The organism is uncultured Nocardioides sp. (assembly GCF_947488025.1).
Classification (GTDB): Bacteria; Actinomycetota; Actinomycetes; order Propionibacteriales; family Nocardioidaceae; genus Nocardioides.
Genome location: NZ_CANKYS010000014.1, coordinates 67,224 through 86,806, shown reverse-complemented (window position 1 = coordinate 86,806; position 19,583 = coordinate 67,224). Strand labels below are relative to the sequence as shown.

Sequence of the window (19,583 nt, the reverse complement as noted above, 5' to 3'; positions counted from 1 at the left end):
GAGAATCATTCCATGGGACTGGGTGAAAACCAAACTTTCGACACACCCGATTCGGGCCGTGTTTCCTCAGTCTTCACCGTCGTGTGCCGTCAGTTCGTAGGCGCTGGGGTTGCTGGGAAGGCTGAATCCGTCGTCGCGCTGGTCGCCGGCGTTGGCCATCACGACTGCGAAGAGCGGCACGAACACTGCGGCGGCCGCAAAGACCCAGCTCCACCAGCTCGGCCAGGCGACGACCGCGGCGATGAAGCACACGAGCCTGATCGACATCGAGATGGCGTAGCGACGCTGACGCGATCGCATGTCGTCGGCGGCGCTGTTGCGCGCCGTGGTGATGCGTACGGCATCGGACTTGGCCATGCCCGGAGTCTACGTCGCTAGGCTCGCAGATCCACGGGCCCCTGTTGGCCCGCACCGCAGTCGAGCAGGAGGAATCATGACCAACCGCACCTACCGCGTCACCGAGATCGTCGGCACCTCGCCCGATGGCATCGACCAGGCCATCCGCAACGGCATCGAGCGTGCCGGCCAGACGCTCCGCCACATCGACTGGTTCGAGGTCACCCAGGTCCGCGGCCAGGCCAAGGACGGTGCCGTCGAGCACTTCCAGGTCGGCATGAAGGTGGGCTTCCGCCTCGAGGACGAGTGATCGGATTGACCGATACCCCCCGGTAATCACTAGCGTCGGGAGCGTGAGCGAGATTTCCGGATCCAGCACCCCGCCCGCACCCCGCTCGGTCCTGGTGACCGGCGGCAACCGCGGCATCGGCCGCGCCATCGCCGAGGCGTTCATCGCCCAGGGCGACAAGGTCGCGGTCACCACCCGCAACGGCGGCGCGCCCGACGGCGCCCTCGACGTGCGGTGCGACATCACCGACACCGCCCAGGTCGAGGCCGCCTTCGCGCAGGTCGAGGAGGCGCACGGCCCGGTCGAGGTCCTGGTCGCCAACGCCGGAATCACCAAGGACACGCTCCTGCTCCGGATGAGCGAGGACGACTGGTCCTCGGTGATCGACACCAACCTCACCGGCACCTTCCGGCTGGCCAAGCGGGCCGCGAAGGGGATGCTCCGACTGCGTCGCGGCCGCATCATCCTCATCTCGTCGGTCGTCGGGCTGCTCGGCTCGGCCGGCCAGGTCAACTACGCGGCGTCGAAGTCCGGGCTGGTCGGCATGGCGCGCTCGCTGGCGCGCGAGCTCGGCAGCCGGTCGATCACGACCAACGTCGTGGCGCCGGGCTTCGTCGAGACCGACATGACCGACGTCCTGACCGACGAGCAGAAGAGCGCCATCAAGACGCAGGTGCCGCTGGGCCGCTACGCCTCGACGGCGGAGGTGGCCTCGGCGGTCACCTGGCTGGCCTCCGACGGCGCGTCCTACGTCACCGGCGCCGTGATCCCGGTCGACGGCGGTCTCGGCATGGGCCACTGATCCTCCCTCGAGCCACGACCACCGACCACGAAAGGTCCAACGACATGGGAATCCTCGACGGCAAGCGCATCCTCGTCGCCGGCGTCACGATGGACAGCTCCATCGGCTTCGCGACCGCCAAGATCGCCCAGGAGCAGGGCGCCACGGTGCTGATCTCCAACTTCGGCCGCGCGCTCGGCATCACGCGGCGCATCGCCAAGCGGCTCCCGCAGGAGCCGCCGGTGCTCGAGCTCGACGTGACCGACGAGAGCCACCTCGCCGGTCTCGCCGACCAGGTGCGCGAGCACGTCGACGGCCTCGACGGCGTCGTGCACTCGATCGCCTACGGCAACCCGGAGACGCTGCTCGGCGGGAAGTTCCTCGACGGCCCGTGGGACGACGTCGCGCAGGCCGTGCAGGTGTCGGCGTACTCCCTCAAGTCGCTCGCGGTCGCCACCCGGCCCCTCCTCTCGCGCGGCTCCTCGATCGTCGGGCTGACCTTCGACGCGACCACCGCGTGGCCGGCGTACGACTGGATGGGTGTCGCGAAGGCGGCCCTGGAGAACACGAGCAGGTACGTCGCCCGCGACCTCGGCCCCGACGGCATCCGCTGCAACCTCGTCGCCGCCGGGCCGCTCAAGACCCTCGCGGCCAAGGCGATCCCGGGGTTCGAGGACCTCGAGTCGGCGTGGAAGGACCGCGCGCCGCTCGGGTGGGACGAGTCCGACCACGCGCCGACCGCGAAGGCCGTCGTCGCGCTGCTGAGCGACTTCTTCCCGGCCACCACCGGTGAGATCGTGCACGTCGACGGCGGCTTCCACGCGATGGGCCTGTAGCGGCTCGACCACGGTCCGCTAGTTTCCCCGGGTGACCTCCCTCGTCGAGCTGCGCGTCCTCGAAGGCCCCAACCTCTACTTCCCGCGTGCCGCGGTGAAGCTGACCCTCGACGTCTCGACGATCACCGAGGCCGGTGACGAGGCGGTGCTGCGGTTCGCCCGCCGGATCGGTCTCCGCACGACGCGCCCGGGCGCGGCCGGGTCGGGCTTCCGTCAGCGCTTCGCACTCCGGGCCGTGGAGCGCCTGGTCCGCGCGATCGCGGCGGAGGCCGGCACGCGGCGCCTCGCGGTCCGCGTGCGCCCCACGTCCGACCCGGACGTGGTCATCGTCGCCTTCCCCTGGCGCAACCGGGGCCGGGCGCGGGCCCTCGGCGGGGCGGTCGCGCACGCCCTCGACGCGCTGCCGACGCCCGACGTCGAGGCGGCCGTCAGCGCCGCCGCCGCAGAGGTGGCCCGTGCGCCGCGCGGTGACCGGCCCGCCACCATCACGCCGACCATCCCCGTCGTCGCGGTGACCGGCACCAACGGCAAGACCACCACCAGCCGGATGGTCGCCCACATCGCGCGCACGAGCGGCCTGGTGGTCGGCTGGTCGAACACCGACGGCATCTACCGCGACGGCGTGCTCGTCGAGGCAGGGGACTACTCCGGGCCCTCCGGCGCCGGGCGCGCGCTCGGGCTGGACGGCGTCCAGCTCGCGGTGACCGAGACCGCGCGCGGCGGCATCCTGCTCAAGGGCATCGGGATCACCCGCAACGACGTGTCGGTGGTGACCAACGTGACGGCCGACCACCTCGGCCTGCAGGGCATCGACACGGTCGACCAGCTCGCCGAGGTGAAGTCCGTCGTCCCACGGATCACCCGCAAGGACGGCTGGTCGGTGCTCAACGGCGACGACCCGCGGGTGCTGGCCATGCGCGCCGTGATCTCGGCGCAGCCGTGGATCTTCAGCCGTGACCCCGACTCGCCGGCCGTGCGCGAGGTGCTCACCGACGGCGGCCGGGCCACGACCGTGATCGACGGCTGGATCACCGTGCTGGCACCGGGCGCCGACCCCGACCCGCTGGTCGAGCTCGTGGACGTCCCGATGACGCTCGCCGGGCTGTCCCGCTTCAACATCGAGAACGCGCTCGCGGCCGCGTCCGCCGCCCTCGCCGTGGGCCTGCCCCGCGACGCCGTGGTTGCCGGCCTCACGTCGTTCCGTCCCGACGCCGAGCACAACCCGGGCCGGATGAACTTCTTCTCCGTGCCTGGTGCGGACGGCCCCGCCGACGACGGCGACAGCATCTCGGTCGTGATGGACCTCGCCCACAACGAGGCCGGCCTCGAGGCGCTCCTGGAGATCATGGCGGGCGTACGACGCCCCGGCGCGCGCCTGCTGCTGGGCCTCGGCGCCGTCGGGGACCGCACCGACGAGCTCATCGACGCGCTCGGTGAGATCGGCGCCAAGGGCAGCGACGTCGTCGCCATCGGCCACAAGGAGTGGTACCTCCGCGGTCGCACGATGAAGGAGATCGACGACCTCCTGCGCGCCGGCGCCGCCCGGGTCGGCGTCACCGACATCGACACCTTCGGCACCGAGGTCGAGTGCCTCGCCGCGCTGGTCGAGCGGGCCCGGCCCGGTGACGTCGTCGGCCTCATGTGCCACGCCGAGCGCCAGGAGGCCTACGACTGGATCGCCGAGCACGGCGGCACGCCCGACTCGCCCGAGACGCTGTCGCAGAAGGTGCGGGCGGCGAGCGCATGAGCGGCGGCTGGGCGCAGGCGTACGACGCCTTCCCGCCGACGTACGGCGACGTTGCGGAGCGGTGAGCAGGACAACTTCCGGAGGCTCAGAACATGTCTCACCCACCGCTGGGTCATCGAGCGACCGGCCAGCGGTGAGCAGGACATCTTCCGGAGGCTCAGAACGTGCCTCACCCACCGAACGACGGACCGTCAGACGTCGCCCGGGTCCACCTGCTCGCCGGGCGCGCCGATGTCGAGGTCGCCCTCGACGATCATCGCGGACATGCCCGTCGGCGAGCGGGTCTCGTGCAGCTCGCCGGGCTCCCAGACCGCGGCCTGGCCCGGCACGATCCGGTGCACCTCGCCCTCGGCGCCGGCGACCTCGCCCTCACCGTGGAGTACGACGAGCAGCTGGCGTCCGACGGCCGGGTGACGACCGATCACGCCGCCGGGAGCGAGCGTGACGGCCACCAGGTGGGTGTCGGCGCCGAGTCCGAAGGCGCCGATCGAGAAGCCACGGCTCCCGTGGGCGTCGATCGGTCGGTGGGGCAGCGCCGCGAGGTCGAGGATCCTCACGCGTCGGTGGCCGGCGGCACGTAGTCGGGGTCCGCCGACGGCGCGTCGGGGTTGGCGACGGACCCGGCCTGGGCGACGTCGGACCAGTTCTCCAGCTCGGCCATCACCTCGGCATGCTTGTCGACGCACACGACCACGAGGTCGCCACGGTTGGCGCGGCTCATCGCGTGGCGCACGGCCTCGATCTCCTCCAGCACCAGCTCGGCCTGCTTGCAGCGGGCGCCGTCAGCCATCGCGGCGCGTACGCCGTCGAGGACGAGCTGGGCGGTCGCGCCGCGGTCGCGGCCGCGGAGGGCCACGTCCTCCCGCACGATGCACACGTCGAAGTGTTGGGCCGCGATCTGCCCGAGCTCGCGCATGTCCTGGTCGCGGCGGTCGCCGGCGGTGGCGATGATGCCGATCCGCGAGGGGCGGGCGAGGTCGTGGGAGGACTCGAGCGACTCGCCGATCCGGTCCACGAAGTCACCGAGCATCTTCATGCCCGGCGCGTTGTGGCAGTAGTCGACGATCACGTTGACGCCGTTGACCTCGACCTCGTTGAGGCGGCCGGGGGAGAGGTAGTAGTTGGTCGAGAAGGTCCGCAGGCCCTGACGGATGTCGTGGAGCGGGGCACCGGCGGCGAACGCGGCGGCTGCTGCGGCGAGGGCGTTCTGCACGTTCATCCGGGCCCGGCCGCTGAACGTCGCGGGCAGCAGGTGGGTCCACGCCAGCTGCATCTCGCGGCGGCCGTGCAGCACCACCATCATCTCGCCGCGGTCGCTCGGGTTGAGCACGATGGCCTTGCCGCCGCGACGGCAGTGCGCGTCGATCATGTCGCGCACCTCGCTGCCGGGCTCCTCCATCGAGAACCACACGACCTGGCCCGAGCACTTGCGGCGCATCTCGCGCACCAGCGGGTCGTCGGCGTTGAGCACGGCGTGGCCGTCGCGCGGCACGGCCTCGACGATCACCGCCTTGACGTCGGCGAGCTGCTCGACGGTGTCGATGCCGCGCAGGCCGAGGTGGTCGGGCTGCACGTTGAGGACGACGGCGACGTCGTTGCGCTCGTAGCCGAGACCCTCGCGCAGGATGCCGCCGCGGGCGACCTCGAAGACCGCGAAGTCGACGCGGGGGTTCTGCAGCACCATCCGCGCGGACCGGGGGCCGGAGGCGTCGGCGCGGATCAGCAGCCGCTCGTCGATGACGACGCCGTCGGTCGAGGTCATGCCGACCTTGCGGCCCATCCCCTTGAAGATGTGGCTGATCATCCGGCTGGTGGTCGTCTTGCCGTTGGTGCCGGTCACCGCGACGATCGGGATCCGCGACGTCGCGCCGGGCGGGAAGAGCATGTCGACCACGGGCTTGGCGATGAACTGCGGCTCACCGATCGTCGGGTGCGTGTGCATCCGGAAGCCCGGCGCGGCGTTGACCTCGCAGATCGCGCCGCCGGCCTCGCGGACCGGCTCGGTGATGTCGGGGCAGATGAAGTCGATGCCGGCGATGTCGAGACCGACCATCCGGGCGGCCTCCTCGGCGATCTCGACGTTCTCCGGGTGGGCCTCGAAGGTGCGGTCGATGGAGATGCCGCCGGTGGACATGTTGCCGGTGAGCGCGAGCTTGACCATCTCGCCCTCGGCGGGCACCGAGTCGAGCGTGTGGCCCTGGTCGGCGAGCACCTCGATGGCTGCCTCGTCGACCTTGATCCGGGTCAGGACCTTCTCGTGGCCGACCCCGCGGCGTGGGTCGGCGTTGGTGAGGTCGACCAGCGCCTGCACCGTCGACGTACCGTCACCGGTCACGGACGCCGGCACGCGCTCGGCGATCGCCACCATCCGCCCGTCGATGATGAGGCAGCGGTAGTCCTTGCCGGTCACGAAGGACTCGACGATGACGTTGCCGCGCCGCGACTGGTCGTGCGCCACCGGGAACGCGGCGCGTACGTCGTCCTCGTCCTGCATGTCGAGGCACACCCCGCGTCCGTGGTTGCCGTCGAGCGGCTTGAGCACGACGGGGTAGCCGATGCGGCGCGCGGCCGCGACGGCGCCCTCCTCGGTGCGGACCGACTCCTGCTTGGGCACGGGCAGCCCGGCGGCACCGAGCAGCTTGGTGGTGAGGTCCTTGTCGGAGGCGATGTCGACGGCGATGGACGACGTCTCGGACGTCATCGTGGCCCGGATGCGCTTGGCGTGGACGCCCTGCCCGAGCTGGACGAGGGAGTACTGGTTGAGCCGGATCCACGGGATGTCGCGCGACACCGCCTCGTCCACGATCGCCTGCGTCGACGGCCCGAACGCCGTGCGCTCGGCGCGCCGGATGAAGTCGTCGCGCTCGGTCTCCCAGTCGAAGTCGGGATCGCCCTCGACCAGGTGGTTGACGAGCCGGACGGCGAGGCGGCCGGCGGTGAGGCCGACGTTCTCCTCGATGTAGCCGTAGATGATGTTGTAGCGACCGGGCTGGCCCTTGACCTGCCGGGTCTTGCCGCGCCGGATGTCGTGGCCGACGAGCTGCTGCAGGGCCAGCGCGACGTGCTCGGCGACGTGGCCCAGCCAGGTGCCCTCGTTGAGGCGCTCGAGGAAGCCGCCACGGCGGCCGCGCGAGCAGGAGTGCTCCCGGAGACCGGGCAGCATCGCGACCAGGTCGTCGGTGAACCCGGGGATCGTGTTGCTGGGAAACTGCTCGAGCGAGCCCAGGTCGACCACGAGGTGGATCGACTTGTCGTAGGACCAGACGTTGGCACCGCGGTAGACGCGCGTCTCGACGATCTCCAGGTCCGGGGTGGGGCGCTCGCTCATCAATCGTCTCCCTGGGTCGGGTCGGGGGTCTGGGGGGTCGAGCCGCGGCGCAGCTTGAGGCGGCGGCGGATCGCTGCGGGGGTCGCGTCGGCGGCGGCGATGTCGCGGACCATCTGGCGCAGGTCACGGGTCGCCTCGGCGACCTCGTCGGCGTCCTCCGGATCGACGACCGGCTCCTGCGGCACCAGCGCCCGGGTGGAGAGGTTGAAGACCGTGCCCTCGGGAAGCGTGTGGAACAGCACGCCGCTGGCCAGGAGGGGGGAGGAGCGGGTGGCCTCGTAGGCGTTGGAGACCATGCGGGAGCCGTCGAAGATCGTCACGGCCCCCTTGCCGAGCACCCGCATGACCAGGTCGCCGTCGATGTCCTCGACGAGCCCGCAGGTGTCCTCGTCCACGCCGATGCCGAGCAGCTGCGGGCTCTGCGCGACGATCATCAGCAGGCGCCCGTAGCGATTGCGCTGGTCGAAGTGCTGGTCGATCACGGCCGTGTCCACGAGGCCGAGGCCTGCGGCCACCTGGGTCATCCGCTGCTTGGGGGTCGACCCGCCGACGCCGAAGGCGACCATGTGGGACGACTGGATGCTTGCGCCCGCCGACGTGCCGGCGACGACCGCACCACGCTCGTGGGCGCGCATGATCGCCTCGCCCACCGGGGTGCCGCACACGATGGACGACAGCTTGAGCTGGTTGCCGCCGGTCATGAAGATGCCGGTGGCCTCGTCGAGGGCCTTCACCAGCACCGGGTCGTGCGCCTGCTCGCGTGACTCCGGACGTACGGCGTCGACGCTGGCCGCACCGAACTTCGTGAAGAGCGCGTCGTAGACGTCCACCACCTCGCGTCCGAGCGAGGAGGCGGTCGGGATCACGGCGATGCGCGCGTCCTCGCCGCCGCTCAGGGCGACGAAGTGCTTGAGGATGGTGGGCTTGCGCACCTTGTCCTCGGCACCCCCGATGATCATGAGTGGTCCCCTGGGCATGACAGGCAGGCTAGCGGCTGGAAGGCTGGACCAATGCAGGAGTCAGTGAGGGAGGCGTCCGGCGCGGGTCGGCGCAGGCTCGTCGTCATGCGCCACGCCAAGGCCGAGCACAGTGCGAGCACCGACCACGCGCGCGCCTTGGCCGACCGCGGCCTGGGCGACGCGGAGGCCGCCGGACGCTGGATGAGCGACCACGGCATCGACCCCGACGTCGCCCTCGTCTCCGACGCCCTCCGCACGCAGCAGACGTGGGAGCGGGTCGCCGCCGGCGCCGGGTGGGACGAGGACCTCGCCGTCCTCTCCGACGCCCTCTACGCCGCCGGCACCGACTCGGCGTTCGACCTCGTCCGCGAGACCGCGCCCGACGTCCGGACCCTGGTGGTCATCGGCCACAACCCGACCGTGGGCTCGCTCGCCGAGCTCGTCGACGACGGCGAGGGCGACGCGGAGGCGACGACCACCATGCTGACGCGTGGCTTCCCCACCTCGGCCGTCGCGGTGTTCGCCGTCGACGTCGACTGGGCCGACCTCGGGCCCGGCGCGGCCCGCCTCGAGGCGTTCCACGTCGGGGCTGCGTGAGCGATCCGCAGGTCGCGGCGCGGCTCCGCGCAGCCGGCTGTGTGTGGGCCGAGGACGAGGCTGCGCTCCTCGAGGACGCGGCCGACTCCGTCGCAAAGCTCGAGCGCCTCCTCGCGCGCCGGGTCGCGGGAGAGCCGCTGGAGACCGTGCTCGGCTGGGTCGAGTTCCTCGGCAGGCGGCTGGTGGTCGCCCCGGGCGTCTTCGTGCCCCGACGCAGGACGGAGCTGCTGGCCCGGCTGGCCAGGGACGGGGCCGACGCCGCCCCAGCGGGTGGGCGCTCCGTCGTGGTCGAGATGTGCTGCGGGGTCGCGCCGGTCGCCGCCACCCTGGAGGGCACGGACGCCGAGGTGCACGCGTGCGACGTGAGCGCGACGGCGCTCTCCTGCGCGCGGTCCAACTCCCCGTCCGCCGCGCTCCACCGCGGTGACCTGTACGACGCGCTGCCGGGCCACCTCGTCGGCCGGGTCGCGGTGCTGGCGGCCAACGCCCCCTACGTGCCCACGGCCCGGGTCGCCGACATGCCGCCCGAGGCGCGTGACCACGAGCCCCGGGTCGCGCTCGACGGTGGCGCCGACGGTGTGGACCTGCACCGGCGCCTCGCGGCGGACGCCGTCCGCTGGCTGGCGCCCGGCGGTGCGCTGCTCGTCGAGACCAGTCCCGCCCAGGCGGGGCTGACGACGGGCGCGATGGCAGCGGCTGGGCTGGCGACGTACGTCGAGACCGACGACGAGGTCGGGGGGTGCGTCGCGATCGGCGTCAGCCGGTGAGCGGTGGCGCGGGCGTCGTGATGCCGACGGCCGCGTCGGCCTCCTCGATCTGCTCGCGCGAGATGCCGAGCAGGTAGAGGATCGCGTCGAGGTAGGGAACGTTGACGGCCGTGTCGGCCGCGTCGCGGACCATCGGCTTGGCGTTGTAGGCGATGCCCAGCCCGGCGGCGTTGAGCATGTCGAGGTCGTTCGCCCCGTCGCCGATGGCGATCACCGCGTCCAGTGGTACGCCGACCTCCGCGGCGAACTCGCGCAGCGCCACCGCCTTGCCCGCCCGGTCGACGACGTCGCCGACGATGCGTCCGGTGAGCCGGCCGTCGACGACCTCGAGCTCGTTGGCCCGGGCGAAGTGGATGCCGAGGTCGGCCGCGAGGCGGTCGGTGATCTGGGTGAAGCCCCCGGAGACGATCGCGAAGCGGTAGCCCAGCCGGCGCAGCGTGCGCACCATCGTGCGGGCGCCGGGCGCGAGCTCGATCGAGTCGTAGACCTCGTCGAGCGCCGACTCCGGCACGCCCTCCAGCAGGGCGACCCGCTCGCGCAGGGACGCCTCGAAGTCGAGATCCCCACGCATCGCCGCCTCGGTCACCCGGGCGACCTCGGCCTCCTGGCCCGCGTGCGCGGCCAGCATCTCGATGACCTCGCCCTGGATCAGGGTGGAGTCGACGTCCATCACGATCAGCCGGATGCCGCGGCGGTGCAGGGAGTCGCGCTGGACGGCGAGGTCGATGCCCTGCTTGACGGCCTCGACCGCGAGGAGCGGGCGCAGCGTGTCGGCCGGCGCGCCGGAGACGTGCAGCTCGATCGCGGTGACCGGGTAGCGCGCCATCCGCTCGATCTTGTCGATGTTGGCGCCCGAGTCCGCGATGCGGCCGGCGATCGCGGACATCGCCGAGGCCTTGAGCGGACTGCCGATGATCGTGATGTGCGAGCGCTCGCCGCGGCGGCTGCGGTTGTCGCCGGCCCCGCGCTCCACCTCGACCACCATGTCGAGGTCGGTGGCGGTGCGCTCGATGACGTCGCGCAGCTTCTTCCAGTCCCGCGGCGCCGTGACGAGGATGCCCAGCACCAGCCGACGACGCAGCACGATCTGCTCGATGTCGACGACCTCGACGCCGGCGGCCGCCAGTGCGGCGAAGATCGCTGAGGTGACGCCAGGCCGGTCCTTGCCCGTGAGGGTGACCAGGAGTGTCTTCGGCTCGTCTTCCATCGTGACGAAAGGCTAGCCGCGTGGAGCCTGCGCGCGCTGCCGGGTCCGCTCCTCGGGTGGTCCAGCGGTGCTGGCGGGCGGCGGTCCGGATGCCCTACGTTGGTGGCGCCGGCGGTCCGGAGCCACGCGATCGCCCTCATCCAGGGGGTTTCCGATGGACTTCATGACGGCAGTGCGGACGTGCTTGTCCAAGTACGTCGACTTCTCGGGCCGCGCACGGCGATCCGAGTACTGGTACTTCGCGCTCTTCTCATTCCTGGTGAGCCTCGCGGCCAGCATCGTCGACGCCGTGATCGGCACCGACTACGACGGCGCCGCCAGCGGTGGCCTGATCCAGACCGTCGCGAGCCTCGCGCTGTTCCTGCCCAGCCTCGCCGTCGGCATCCGCCGGCTCCACGACACCGACCGCAGCGGCTGGTGGATCCTCATCGGCCTCATCCCGATCATCGGCTGGATCCTGCTCATCGTGTGGTTCTGCACCGACTCCAAGCCCGACAACGCCTACGGCCCCAACCCCAAGACGGGTCCGTCCGGTGTCGCCGGTGACTACCCGCCGCCGCCGCCCTACGGCAACGGCTCCTACGGCGGCTGACCGCTAGCCTTCCGGCCACACCTCGGGGGAGCAGGCCGCGACGATCGCGCGCCGGGCCGCCCGCCCGAGCGGCTGGAGCAGGTCGCGGCGCCGCTCCACCTCGTACGACGACAGCGCCCCGCCGTCGTCGACCAGCGCGAGGTCGACGATGGCCCACGCCTGCAGCCCACGCGCGGCCAGGTCGACGCACCGCGGCGGGGTGCCGAGCGGGGCGTCCACCGAAGGACGGTGGTGCAGGTTCATCAGCGCGTCGGCGGCCTCGGGTCGCCACCGGGCGACGTCGAGGTCGGCCAGGTCGCCGGCCGCGCCGAGGAGGGCGGCGCGCAGGGTGCGGTCGGCCTCCCCGACGTCCGGGAGCTGGCGGCGCGAGGCCTCGTGGGGCCGCCACTGCACCGTCTCGCCCTGCTCCTCCGGCACCAGCCCGAGGTCGCCCACCACCACGGCCTGCCCGGCCTCCAGCGCCGCGGTGTTGAAGTCGCGCGGGCCGCCCAGGCCGAGTGGGTCGCCGTCCACCGGCAGGGCCAGTCCGGCGTACGACGCCCCGGTGCCTCGCGCGCGCACCAGCAGGTCGAGGGCCGAGCCACCCTCCAGCAGGTGGGTGTCGTCGGCCAGCACGTCGAGGACGTGGTCGGTCTGCTCGTGACCGCGCAACCACGCGGTGAGCCACCAGGCGAGGGTCGCGGAGTGGGGGAGGGCGAGGGGCGTGCGCGACATCGCGGCGAGGTTACCCGCCATCCCCACCGGCCGTGTCAGGGCCGGAGGGGCCCGAGGTGCTGGATAGGGTGACGCCATGGTCGCCGTCATCGAGCTCGCAGGGGTCACGGTGCGCCGGGGCCGGTCGCTGCTGCTCGACGACGTCAACTGGCTCGTCGAGGACGACGAGCGCTGGGTGGTCCTCGGCCCCAACGGCGCCGGCAAGACGACGCTGCTGCAGGTCGCGGCCGCGCAGCTGCACCCGACCTCGGGTGTCGCCGGCATCCTCGACGAGGTGCTCGGCACCACCGACGTCTTCGAGCTGCGCCCGCGCATCGGCCTCACCAGTGCGGCGCTCGCCGACCGCATCCCGCGGTCCGAGCTGGTCAAGGACGTCGTCGTCTCCGCCTCCTACGGCGTGCTGGGCCGCTGGCGGGAGGAGTACGCCGACCTCGACCACGACCGGGCCGCCGCGCTGCTCGCGGAGGTCGGGGCCGACCACCTGGCCGAGCGCACCTTCGGCACCCTGAGCGAGGGCGAGCGCAAGCGGGTCCAGGTCGCCCGGGCGCTGATGACCGACCCCGAGCTGCTGCTGCTCGACGAGCCGGCCGCGGGTCTGGACCTCGGTGGCCGCGAGGACCTCGTCGCGACGCTGTCCCAGGTGGCCCTCGACCCCGACTCGCCCGCGACGGTCCTGGTGTCCCACCACGTCGAGGAGATCCCTCCCGGCTTCACCCACGCCCTGCTGCTGCGCGAGGGCCGGGTGGTCGACTCCGGGCCCGTCGAGGACGTCGTGACGGCCGAGTCGCTCTCCGAGACGTTCGGGATGCCGCTGGTGCTGACGCGCGCCGACGACCGCTTCGCGGCGCGCCGACGCCCGGCGGAGCGCGTCGTTCACGCCTGACGTCACGCCCGACTGGATAGGGTCGGACCATGGACTGGATCCGCGACCACCTCTGGGAGACCTGGCTCGGTCTCTCGATCGTGCTCGGTGTCGCAGAGATGTTCAGCCTCGACCTGATCCTCGCGATGCTCGCCGCGGGCGCCGTGGTCGGCATGGTCGCCGCCATCATCGGCCTGCCGGTCTTCGTGCAGATCCTGGCGGCACTGGCCGCGTCCACCGCCATGCTCGCCTTCGTCCGTCCGGCCTTCGTCAAGCGGCTCCACGGCGGTCCCGAGCTCGCGCTCGGCCACGGCAAGCTGGTCGGCACCCGCGCGCTCGTCACCGAGGAGATCACTGGCCTGGCGCCGGGTCGCATCAAGGTGGCCGGCGAGGTCTGGTCGGCGCTGCCCTACGACGAGCACCTCAGGATCGCACCGGGCGAGACCGTCGAGATCTTCCAGATCAAGGGCGCGACCGCCTACGTCCACCCGGTGGGCACGCTCGAGCCCTGACCCGGCGGTCGTACGCCGCCTCACCACCGCTCCACGCCAGCCACAGCAACTCACAAGATCGGGGGGAACCCATGGGGACTGCTCTACTGGTCCTGCTCCTGCTCGTCGTCCTGTTCGTCGTCGTCATGCTCGCCAAGACGGTCCGCATCGTGCCCCAGGCACGCGCGGGCATCGTCGAGCGCTTCGGCAAGTACAAGGGGACGCTGCCGGCAGGACTCAACATCGTCATCCCGTTCATCGACCGGTTGCGCTACCTCATCGACCTGCGCGAGCAGGTCGTGTCCTTCCCGCCGCAGCCCGTGATCACCGAGGACAACCTCGTCGTCTCGATCGACACGGTCATCTACTTCCAGGTCACCGACCCGGTCGCCGCGACCTACGAGATCGCCAACTACATCCAGGCGATCGAGCAGCTCACCATGACCACGCTGCGCAACATCGTCGGTGGCATGGACCTCGAGGAGACGCTCACCAGCCGTGACTCGATCAACTCCGGCCTGCGTGGCGTCCTCGACGAGGCCACCGGCAAGTGGGGCATCCGGGTCAACCGCGTCGAGCTCAAGGGCATCGACCCGCCGCCGTCGATCAAGGACTCGATGGAGAAGCAGATGCGCGCCGACCGCGAGAAGCGTGCCGTGATCCTCACCGCCGAGGGCCAGCGCCAGGCCGCGATCCTCACCGCAGAGGGTTCCAAGCAGTCGCAGATCCTCAACGCCGAGGGTGATCGCGAGTCGCAGATCCTGCGTGCCCAGGCCGACCGGGAGGCGCAGATCCTGCGTGCCCAGGGTGAGGGACAGGCGATCCAGACGGTCTTCCAGGCCATCCACGACGGCCAGCCCGACCAGTCCCTGCTGGCCTACCAGTACCTCCAGATGATGCCGAAGATCGCCGAGGGCAGCGCCAACAAGGTGTGGGTCATCCCGTCGGAGATCACCAAGGCGATGGAGGGTCTCGGCTCGTCGATCCACGAGATCGCCGGCATCCCGAAGGACGCCACGCCGCGCAACCGGGTCGACATGGGCTCCTCCGAGCCCCTGCTGCCGCGCTCGTCGGACGACCCGGAGACCCGGGCGACCAACGAGGCCGTGCAGCAGGCGATCGCCGAGGCCGAGAGTGCCGCCAACCCGGGCAAGAGCGCCCGGTCGATCGATCCCCCTGAGCCGGGAGCGCCTGCCGGCCAGTGAGTCCCCTGGAAGCTGTGCTGATCGCCCTCGCAGGAGTGGCGGCCGGCACCATCAACACCGTGGTGGGGTCGGGAACGTTGATCACGTTCCCGACCCTCCTCGCGTTCGGCGTACCTCCGGTGACCGCGAACGTCAGCAACACCGTCGGCCTCGTGCCGGGCAGCATGTCGGGGGTCTTCGGCTACCGCCGCGAGCTCGCCGGGCAGGGTGCCCGCGTCCTGCGCCTGGGGTCGGCGTCGCTCCTCGGCGGGGTCGTCGGTGCGCTGCTCCTGCTGTGGCTGCCGTCGGCCGCCTTCGACGCGATCGTCCCCGTGCTCATCGCGCTCGGTGTGGTGCTGGTCCTCCTCGGTCCTCGCATCCAGCGCTCGGTCGCGACACGCGCCGCGTCGCGCGGCGGCATCCCCGACCACGGTGTGTGGTGGGTGTGGCCCGCGGTCGCCGCCACGGGTGTCTACGGCGGCTACTTCGGGGCCGCCCAGGGCGTGCTGCTCATGGCCGTCCTCGGCATCGGCGTCGCCGACTCCATGCAGCGACACACGGCCACCAAGAACGTCCTCGCCCTCATCGTCAACGCCGTCGCTGCGCTCGTCTTCATCGCCGTCGCCGACATCGACTGGGTCGTCGCCGGGCTGATCGCGCTCGGCTCGGTCGTGGGCGGGCAGATCGGCGCCGGCGTCGGCCGCCGCCTGCCGCCCGTCCTGCTCCGCACGGTCATCGCCACCGTCGGCGTCGTCGCGCTCGCGGTGCTCCTCCTCTGACCTGCGCTGACGACGTCAGCGCTCGAACCCGGCGACGTCCCAGGCGGTGCTGTGGTGGTGGAAGCGGGGGGTCAGGCCCTGATCCCGCAGCACCGCGACCATGGCTTGCGGTGGATGGACGTACCCCCGGAAGTCGTTGCGGCGCAGGCGCTGCGCCAGGGTCTCCACCCCGAGCGCGAGGCGGGTGACCAGGTTGCGGGGCGGGTACGAGAAGACCAGCAGCTGTCGGGCATGGCTGCCCGCAGCGGCGAGAAGTCGTTCGTAGTCCGGATAGCAGCAGACGACGCGGTGCAGCACCACCACGTCGGCGTCCTCCACGTCGTCGGGAGCGGTGGCGATGTCGAGCATCCGTCGGGTCGCCCGGCCTTCCAGTCCGGCCTCGTCGAGGAGGCGACGGGCCTCCTCCTCGTAGTGGGTGGAGATCTCGAGGTTGGTGGCGGACGCCGCGCCGCGCCGCATCAGCTCGATCTGGAGCTCACCGACGCCTCCGCCGATCTCCAGGATCGTGGCGCCGTCCAGGCCCCGCTCAGTGAGGAACCCGAGCATCCGCTGCTGCGTGCGGTCGAGCCCCCGCTTGCGGTACCGCCGGGCCATCCGTCGGGCAAATCGTTCCCCGAACGTGGCCTGGTAGGCGGCCGGGTCGCAGCAGCTGCTCACCACCCGATTGTCGCCCTGCCGACCGACGAAGCCAAGGACGTCCTGCGCCTCGCGTTCCACGTCATTCCATTGTTCTGTGGAATGACGTAGCATCTACGGTGCTCGTTCGACGTGCCCCGGAGGTGCCCCCATGGGCGACATCAGCGTCATCCCGCTCATCGACGAGGGGTTGGGCAACTCCGCCTACCTGCTCGACCTCGACGACGGTCGCGCGCTGGCAGTGGACGTCAGTCGTGATCTCCGCACCGTGTACGACGCCGCGCAGCGCCGTGGGTTGACGGTGGCCTTCGCCGCCGACACGCACCTGCACGCGGACTTCCTGACCGGTGCGGTGCAGCTCGGACGCGCGTTCGGGGCGCAGGTGCTGGCCTCGGCGTCAGGGAACCGGGAGTACCCGCACACGGGTCTCGCCGACGGCGACGAGGTGGACCTGGGAGGTCTGCGTCTGCGCGCCCTGGCGACCCCCGGGCACACGCACGAGCACATGGCCTACGAGCTGCTCGACGGCTCGCGGACACTCGGGGTGTTCACCGGCGGCTCCCTCATCGTAGGCTCCGCGGCCCGCACCGACCTGGTGTCGCCGGACCGCACCGAGGAGCTGGCTCGGGCGCAGTACCGGTCCCTGCAGCGGCTGGCGAGGCTCGACGACGACGTCTCGGTGTGGCCCACCCACGGTGCCGGCTCCTTCTGCTCCGCTCCGCCGGGTGCGGAGCGGACGTCGACGATCGGGACGGAGCGCGCCACGAACACCCTGCTGCGTGCCGAGTCGGAGGACGCGTTCGTCGCGCAGCTGCTCGACTCGCTGGGCACGTTCCCGCCGTACTTCCTGCGACTGGGTGAGATCAACCGTCGGGGTCCCGCCGCGGTCGAGGGGGACACCCTCTCCGCCCTCACGGCGGCCGAGGTGGCCCGCCTCGTCACGGCCGGGGCGCAGGTCGTCGACGTGCGCCCGTTGGCGGACTTCGGTGCCGGCCACGTCCCCGGGTCGGTGTCGATCCCGCTGCGGCCGGTGTTCGCCACGTGGCTCGGCTGGCTCATCGACGCCGACGAGCCGATCGTGGTCGTCCGGAACCCGGACCAGGACCCGGCCGAGATCATCTGGCAGGCCCGCAAGGTCGGCTACGACCAGCTCGCCGGGGAGCTCGACGGGGGCCTCGACGCCTGGACGGCCGCCGACCGGCCGACGGGCTCGATCCCGGTGGCAGGCCCGGAGGTGCTCGACGGAGCCCGGGTCCTCGACATCCGACAGGGTGGCGAGTACCAGGCGGGGCACGTCCCCGGCGCGGACAGCATCGAGCTCGGGGCACTGACCGCCCACGCCATCGATCTGCCGGACGAACCGCTGGTCGTGATGTGCGGGCACGGGGAACGCGCCATGGGTGCCGCCAGCCTGCTCGCCCGCGCCGGCCACCAGCACGTCACTGTCCTTGCAGGCGGCCCCGACGACTGGGCCGACACGACCGGCGCTCCTCTGGAGACCGGCCGGTGAGCTCCGCCACCCGATCCCCGGGAAGCGGACGCCAGCTCGAGCTGGGGCTGCGCCAGAACGCCGCCCAGTTCACCCTGCTGGTCGTCGTCAACGCCCTGGTCGGGGGCATGCTGGGCCAGGAGCGGACCGTGCTCCCGCTCCTGGGTCGCGAGGAGTTCGGCCTCACCGCCTACACGGCCGGCCTCAGCTTCATCCTGGCCTTCGGCATCGCCAAGGCCGTGACCAACTACTTCGCCGGCACCTGGTCGGACCGCTTCGGACGCAAGCCGGTCCTGGTGGCTGGTTGGCTCGTCGCGGTGCCGGTGCCCCTCATGCTCATCTGGGCGCCGTCGTGGGCCTGGGTCATCGTCGCCAACGTGCTGCTGGGCATCAGCCAGGGCCTGACCTGGTCGACGACCGTGGTGATGAAGATCGACCTGGTGGGACCTGCGCGACGCGGACTGGCGATGGGCCTGAACGAGGCCGCGGGCTACGCCGCGGTCGCGGCCACCGCGCTGGCCACCGGCTACGTCGCGGAGTCCTACGGCCTGCGCCCGGAGCCGTTCTTCCTCGGCATCGCCTTCGCCGCCCTCGGACTCGGGCTCTCGACCCTGGCCGTGCGCGAGACCCGCGACCATGCCCGCCTCGAGGCCGCCGGCCACGTCGCCCGAGCCGACGGCAGGCACGACCACCTGCACGGCGAGCTGAGCGACCGCCAGGTGTTCGTGCAGACCAGCTTCAAGGAGCCCGCCCTGTCGTCGGCCAGCCAGGCGGGCCTGGTCAACAACCTCAACGACGGGCTCGCCTGGGGCCTCTTCCCGATCCTGTTCGCCGGCGCCGGGCTCTCGGTCGGCAGGATCGGCATTCTCGCCGCGCTCTACCCGGCCGTGTGGGGCGTCGGGCAGCTGCTCACCGGAGCCTTGTCGGACCGGTGGGGCAGGAAGTGGCTCATCGTCGCCGGCATGTGGCTCCAGGCCGCTGCGCTCGCCCTGATCGCCCTCGCCGACTCGTTCGCGGCCTGGGCCGTCGCCGCCGCACTCCTCGGCGCCGGCACCGCGATGGTCTACCCGACGCTCCTCGCCTCGATCGGCGACGTGGCGCACCCCGCCTGGCGCGCCCGCTCGGTCGGTGTCTACCGGCTCTGGCGCGACGGCGGCTTCGCCGTCGGAGCAGTGCTGGCAGGCGTCGTCGCCGACGCCCTCGGCGTCGAGGCCGCCGTGTGGACCGTCGCCGCGCTCACCGCCGCGTCCGGGCTCGTCGTCGCGCTGCGCATGTACGAGACCCACCACCGACCGGACAGGTCGACCACGGAGGTGATCGGGAATGGGTGACCGAGCCAGGAAGGACGCGTTGTTCGCGGAGTTCGCAGCCGTCGGCAAGGTGCTCGGCAACGCCACGCGGCTCGAGCTGCTCGACCTCCTCGGCCAGGGCCCGCGCAGCGTCGAGAGCCTCGCCGACGCCGCCGACCTCGGCATGAGCACCTGCTCCGCGCACCTGCAGACGCTGCGGGAGGCCGGACTGGTCGAGTCCCGGCGCGACGGCAAGCGGGTCTACTACTCGTTGACCGGCACCGACGTCGCGGGGCTCTGGGACCACCTCCGACGTGTCGCGCAGGCCCATCGTCCCCACACCGAGCTCGCACGGCGCGCCTACCTGGGGCCGGAGGACACCGCAGCGATCGACACGGACGAGCTGCTGCGACGACTCGCCAGGGGTGACGTGGTCATCCTCGACGTACGACCCGCGACCGAGTTTGCCGCGGGCCACCTCCCCGGCGCGGTCCACATCCCGCTCGAGGAGCTGGCCGAGCGGATCGGCGAGCTGCCCCGCGACCACGAGGTCGTCGCCTACTGCCGCGGCCAGTACTGCGTGCTGGCCCACGACGCCGTACGACTGCTCACCGCCGAGGGACTCGACGCCCGCCGAGCCACCGACGGAGTCCTCGAGTGGCGACTCGCGGGTGTACCCATCGAGGCCGGGGCGGCCTGA

The 19,583-nt window shown here is 71.9% G+C and carries 21 protein-coding genes; 14 read left to right on the top strand and 7 right to left on the bottom strand.

Going from position 1 to position 19,583, the window contains the following annotated elements; translation table 11 throughout:
- Positions 1–66: 66 nt before the first annotated feature.
- Positions 67–357: a DUF3099 domain-containing protein gene (locus Q1B24_RS19175; protein WP_299931668.1), complete on the bottom strand. Its 291-nt coding sequence runs from the start codon at positions 355–357 to the stop codon at positions 67–69.
- Between the two features lie 76 nt (positions 358–433).
- Between Q1B24_RS19175 and Q1B24_RS19170 the strand changes: the two genes are divergently transcribed.
- From Q1B24_RS19170 to Q1B24_RS19155, 4 genes are read left to right on the top strand one after another with little or no spacing between them, the layout of a single operon-like run.
- Positions 434–646, top strand: coding sequence for a dodecin (locus tag Q1B24_RS19170; RefSeq protein ID WP_129473603.1), 213 nt, complete (start codon positions 434–436; stop codon positions 644–646).
- A 52-nt stretch (positions 647–698) separates the two neighbouring features.
- Positions 699–1,427: a 3-oxoacyl-[acyl-carrier-protein] reductase gene (fabG, locus tag Q1B24_RS19165; RefSeq protein ID WP_299931691.1), complete on the top strand. Its 729-nt coding sequence runs from the start codon at positions 699–701 to the stop codon at positions 1,425–1,427.
- Positions 1,428–1,471: 44 nt separating this feature from the next.
- Entirely contained in the window at positions 1,472–2,242 is a 771-nt protein-coding gene (gene fabI / locus Q1B24_RS19160) for an enoyl-ACP reductase FabI (RefSeq protein WP_299931661.1), read from the top strand.
- Positions 2,243–2,273: 31 nt separating this feature from the next.
- On the top strand, positions 2,274–3,989 hold the full coding sequence (locus Q1B24_RS19155; protein ID WP_299931658.1) for a Mur ligase family protein: 1,716 nt from the start codon (positions 2,274–2,276) through the stop codon (positions 3,987–3,989).
- A 191-nt stretch (positions 3,990–4,180) separates the two neighbouring features.
- Here the strand turns inward: Q1B24_RS19155 and Q1B24_RS19150 are convergent, their stop codons facing one another.
- The 3 genes from Q1B24_RS19150 to Q1B24_RS19140 are packed head-to-tail and all read right to left on the bottom strand — an operon-like array spanning position 4,181 to position 8,294.
- Entirely contained in the window at positions 4,181–4,546 is a 366-nt protein-coding gene (locus Q1B24_RS19150; RefSeq protein WP_299931656.1) for a cupin domain-containing protein, read from the bottom strand.
- Complete coding sequence (cphA, locus tag Q1B24_RS19145; protein WP_299931654.1) at positions 4,543–7,317, bottom strand: cyanophycin synthetase; 2,775 nt, start codon at positions 7,315–7,317, stop codon at positions 4,543–4,545. Before cphA ends, Q1B24_RS19150 begins: the two co-directional genes overlap by 4 nt.
- On the bottom strand, positions 7,317–8,294 hold the full coding sequence (locus Q1B24_RS19140; protein ID WP_299931652.1) for a cyanophycinase: 978 nt from the start codon (positions 8,292–8,294) through the stop codon (positions 7,317–7,319). The genes cphA and Q1B24_RS19140 overlap by 1 nt, the downstream gene beginning before the upstream one ends.
- Before the next feature lie 87 nt (positions 8,295–8,381).
- Here Q1B24_RS19140 and Q1B24_RS19135 point away from each other — a divergent pair, with 87 nt between their 5' ends.
- Together Q1B24_RS19135 and Q1B24_RS19130 are read left to right on the top strand one after the other, a co-directional pair.
- Positions 8,382–8,873 carry a histidine phosphatase family protein gene (locus Q1B24_RS19135; protein WP_299931650.1) on the top strand — a complete coding sequence of 164 codons (492 nt, stop codon included), beginning with the start codon at positions 8,382–8,384 and terminating at the stop codon, positions 8,871–8,873.
- Positions 8,870–9,640: a putative protein N(5)-glutamine methyltransferase gene (locus tag Q1B24_RS19130; RefSeq protein ID WP_299931648.1), complete on the top strand. Its 771-nt coding sequence runs from the start codon at positions 8,870–8,872 to the stop codon at positions 9,638–9,640. Before Q1B24_RS19135 ends, Q1B24_RS19130 begins: the two co-directional genes overlap by 4 nt.
- On the opposite strand, the gene serB is transcribed toward Q1B24_RS19130, so the two are convergent.
- The gene (gene serB / locus Q1B24_RS19125) at positions 9,630–10,847 is read right to left on the bottom strand and encodes a phosphoserine phosphatase SerB (RefSeq protein ID WP_299931646.1); all 1,218 of its coding nucleotides are present in this window, start codon (positions 10,845–10,847) and stop codon (positions 9,630–9,632) included. The genes Q1B24_RS19130 and serB overlap by 11 nt on opposite strands.
- Before the next feature lie 163 nt (positions 10,848–11,010).
- On the opposite strand from serB, the gene Q1B24_RS19120 reads away from it, so the two are divergent.
- The gene (locus Q1B24_RS19120; RefSeq protein WP_299931644.1) at positions 11,011–11,439 is read left to right on the top strand and encodes a DUF805 domain-containing protein; all 429 of its coding nucleotides are present in this window, start codon (positions 11,011–11,013) and stop codon (positions 11,437–11,439) included.
- 3 nt (positions 11,440–11,442) lie between these two features.
- Here the strand turns inward: Q1B24_RS19120 and Q1B24_RS19115 are convergent, their stop codons facing one another.
- Entirely contained in the window at positions 11,443–12,153 is a 711-nt protein-coding gene (locus Q1B24_RS19115) for a hypothetical protein (protein ID WP_299931642.1), read from the bottom strand.
- A 76-nt stretch (positions 12,154–12,229) separates the two neighbouring features.
- On the opposite strand from Q1B24_RS19115, the gene Q1B24_RS19110 reads away from it, so the two are divergent.
- The 4 genes from Q1B24_RS19110 to Q1B24_RS19095 all read left to right on the top strand — a co-directional run bounded on the left by Q1B24_RS19110 (position 12,230) and on the right by Q1B24_RS19095 (position 15,469).
- Complete coding sequence (locus tag Q1B24_RS19110; RefSeq protein ID WP_299931640.1) at positions 12,230–13,036, top strand: ABC transporter ATP-binding protein; 807 nt, start codon at positions 12,230–12,232, stop codon at positions 13,034–13,036.
- Positions 13,037–13,065: 29 nt separating this feature from the next.
- Positions 13,066–13,527 carry an NfeD family protein gene (locus tag Q1B24_RS19105; protein WP_299931638.1) on the top strand — a complete coding sequence of 154 codons (462 nt, stop codon included), beginning with the start codon at positions 13,066–13,068 and terminating at the stop codon, positions 13,525–13,527.
- 71 nt (positions 13,528–13,598) lie between these two features.
- Positions 13,599–14,711 carry an SPFH domain-containing protein gene (locus Q1B24_RS19100; RefSeq protein ID WP_299931636.1) on the top strand — a complete coding sequence of 371 codons (1,113 nt, stop codon included), beginning with the start codon at positions 13,599–13,601 and terminating at the stop codon, positions 14,709–14,711.
- A complete protein-coding gene (locus Q1B24_RS19095; RefSeq protein WP_299931633.1) occupies positions 14,708–15,469 on the top strand; it encodes a sulfite exporter TauE/SafE family protein in 762 nt (253 codons plus the stop codon). Before Q1B24_RS19100 ends, Q1B24_RS19095 begins: the two co-directional genes overlap by 4 nt.
- Positions 15,470–15,484: 15 nt before the next feature.
- Here Q1B24_RS19095 and Q1B24_RS19090 read toward each other — a convergent pair whose 3' ends face one another.
- Positions 15,485–16,126 carry a methyltransferase domain-containing protein gene (locus Q1B24_RS19090; RefSeq protein ID WP_299931629.1) on the bottom strand — a complete coding sequence of 214 codons (642 nt, stop codon included), beginning with the start codon at positions 16,124–16,126 and terminating at the stop codon, positions 15,485–15,487.
- 130 nt (positions 16,127–16,256) lie between these two features.
- Here Q1B24_RS19090 and Q1B24_RS19085 point away from each other — a divergent pair, with 130 nt between their 5' ends.
- From Q1B24_RS19085 to Q1B24_RS19075, 3 genes are read left to right on the top strand one after another with little or no spacing between them, the layout of a single operon-like run.
- Positions 16,257–17,615: an MBL fold metallo-hydrolase gene (locus Q1B24_RS19085; RefSeq protein WP_299931627.1), complete on the top strand. Its 1,359-nt coding sequence runs from the start codon at positions 16,257–16,259 to the stop codon at positions 17,613–17,615.
- Complete coding sequence (locus Q1B24_RS19080; protein ID WP_299931625.1) at positions 17,612–18,925, top strand: MFS transporter; 1,314 nt, start codon at positions 17,612–17,614, stop codon at positions 18,923–18,925. The genes Q1B24_RS19085 and Q1B24_RS19080 overlap by 4 nt, the downstream gene beginning before the upstream one ends.
- A complete protein-coding gene (locus tag Q1B24_RS19075) occupies positions 18,918–19,583 on the top strand; it encodes a metalloregulator ArsR/SmtB family transcription factor (RefSeq protein ID WP_299931623.1) in 666 nt (221 codons plus the stop codon). Before Q1B24_RS19080 ends, Q1B24_RS19075 begins: the two co-directional genes overlap by 8 nt.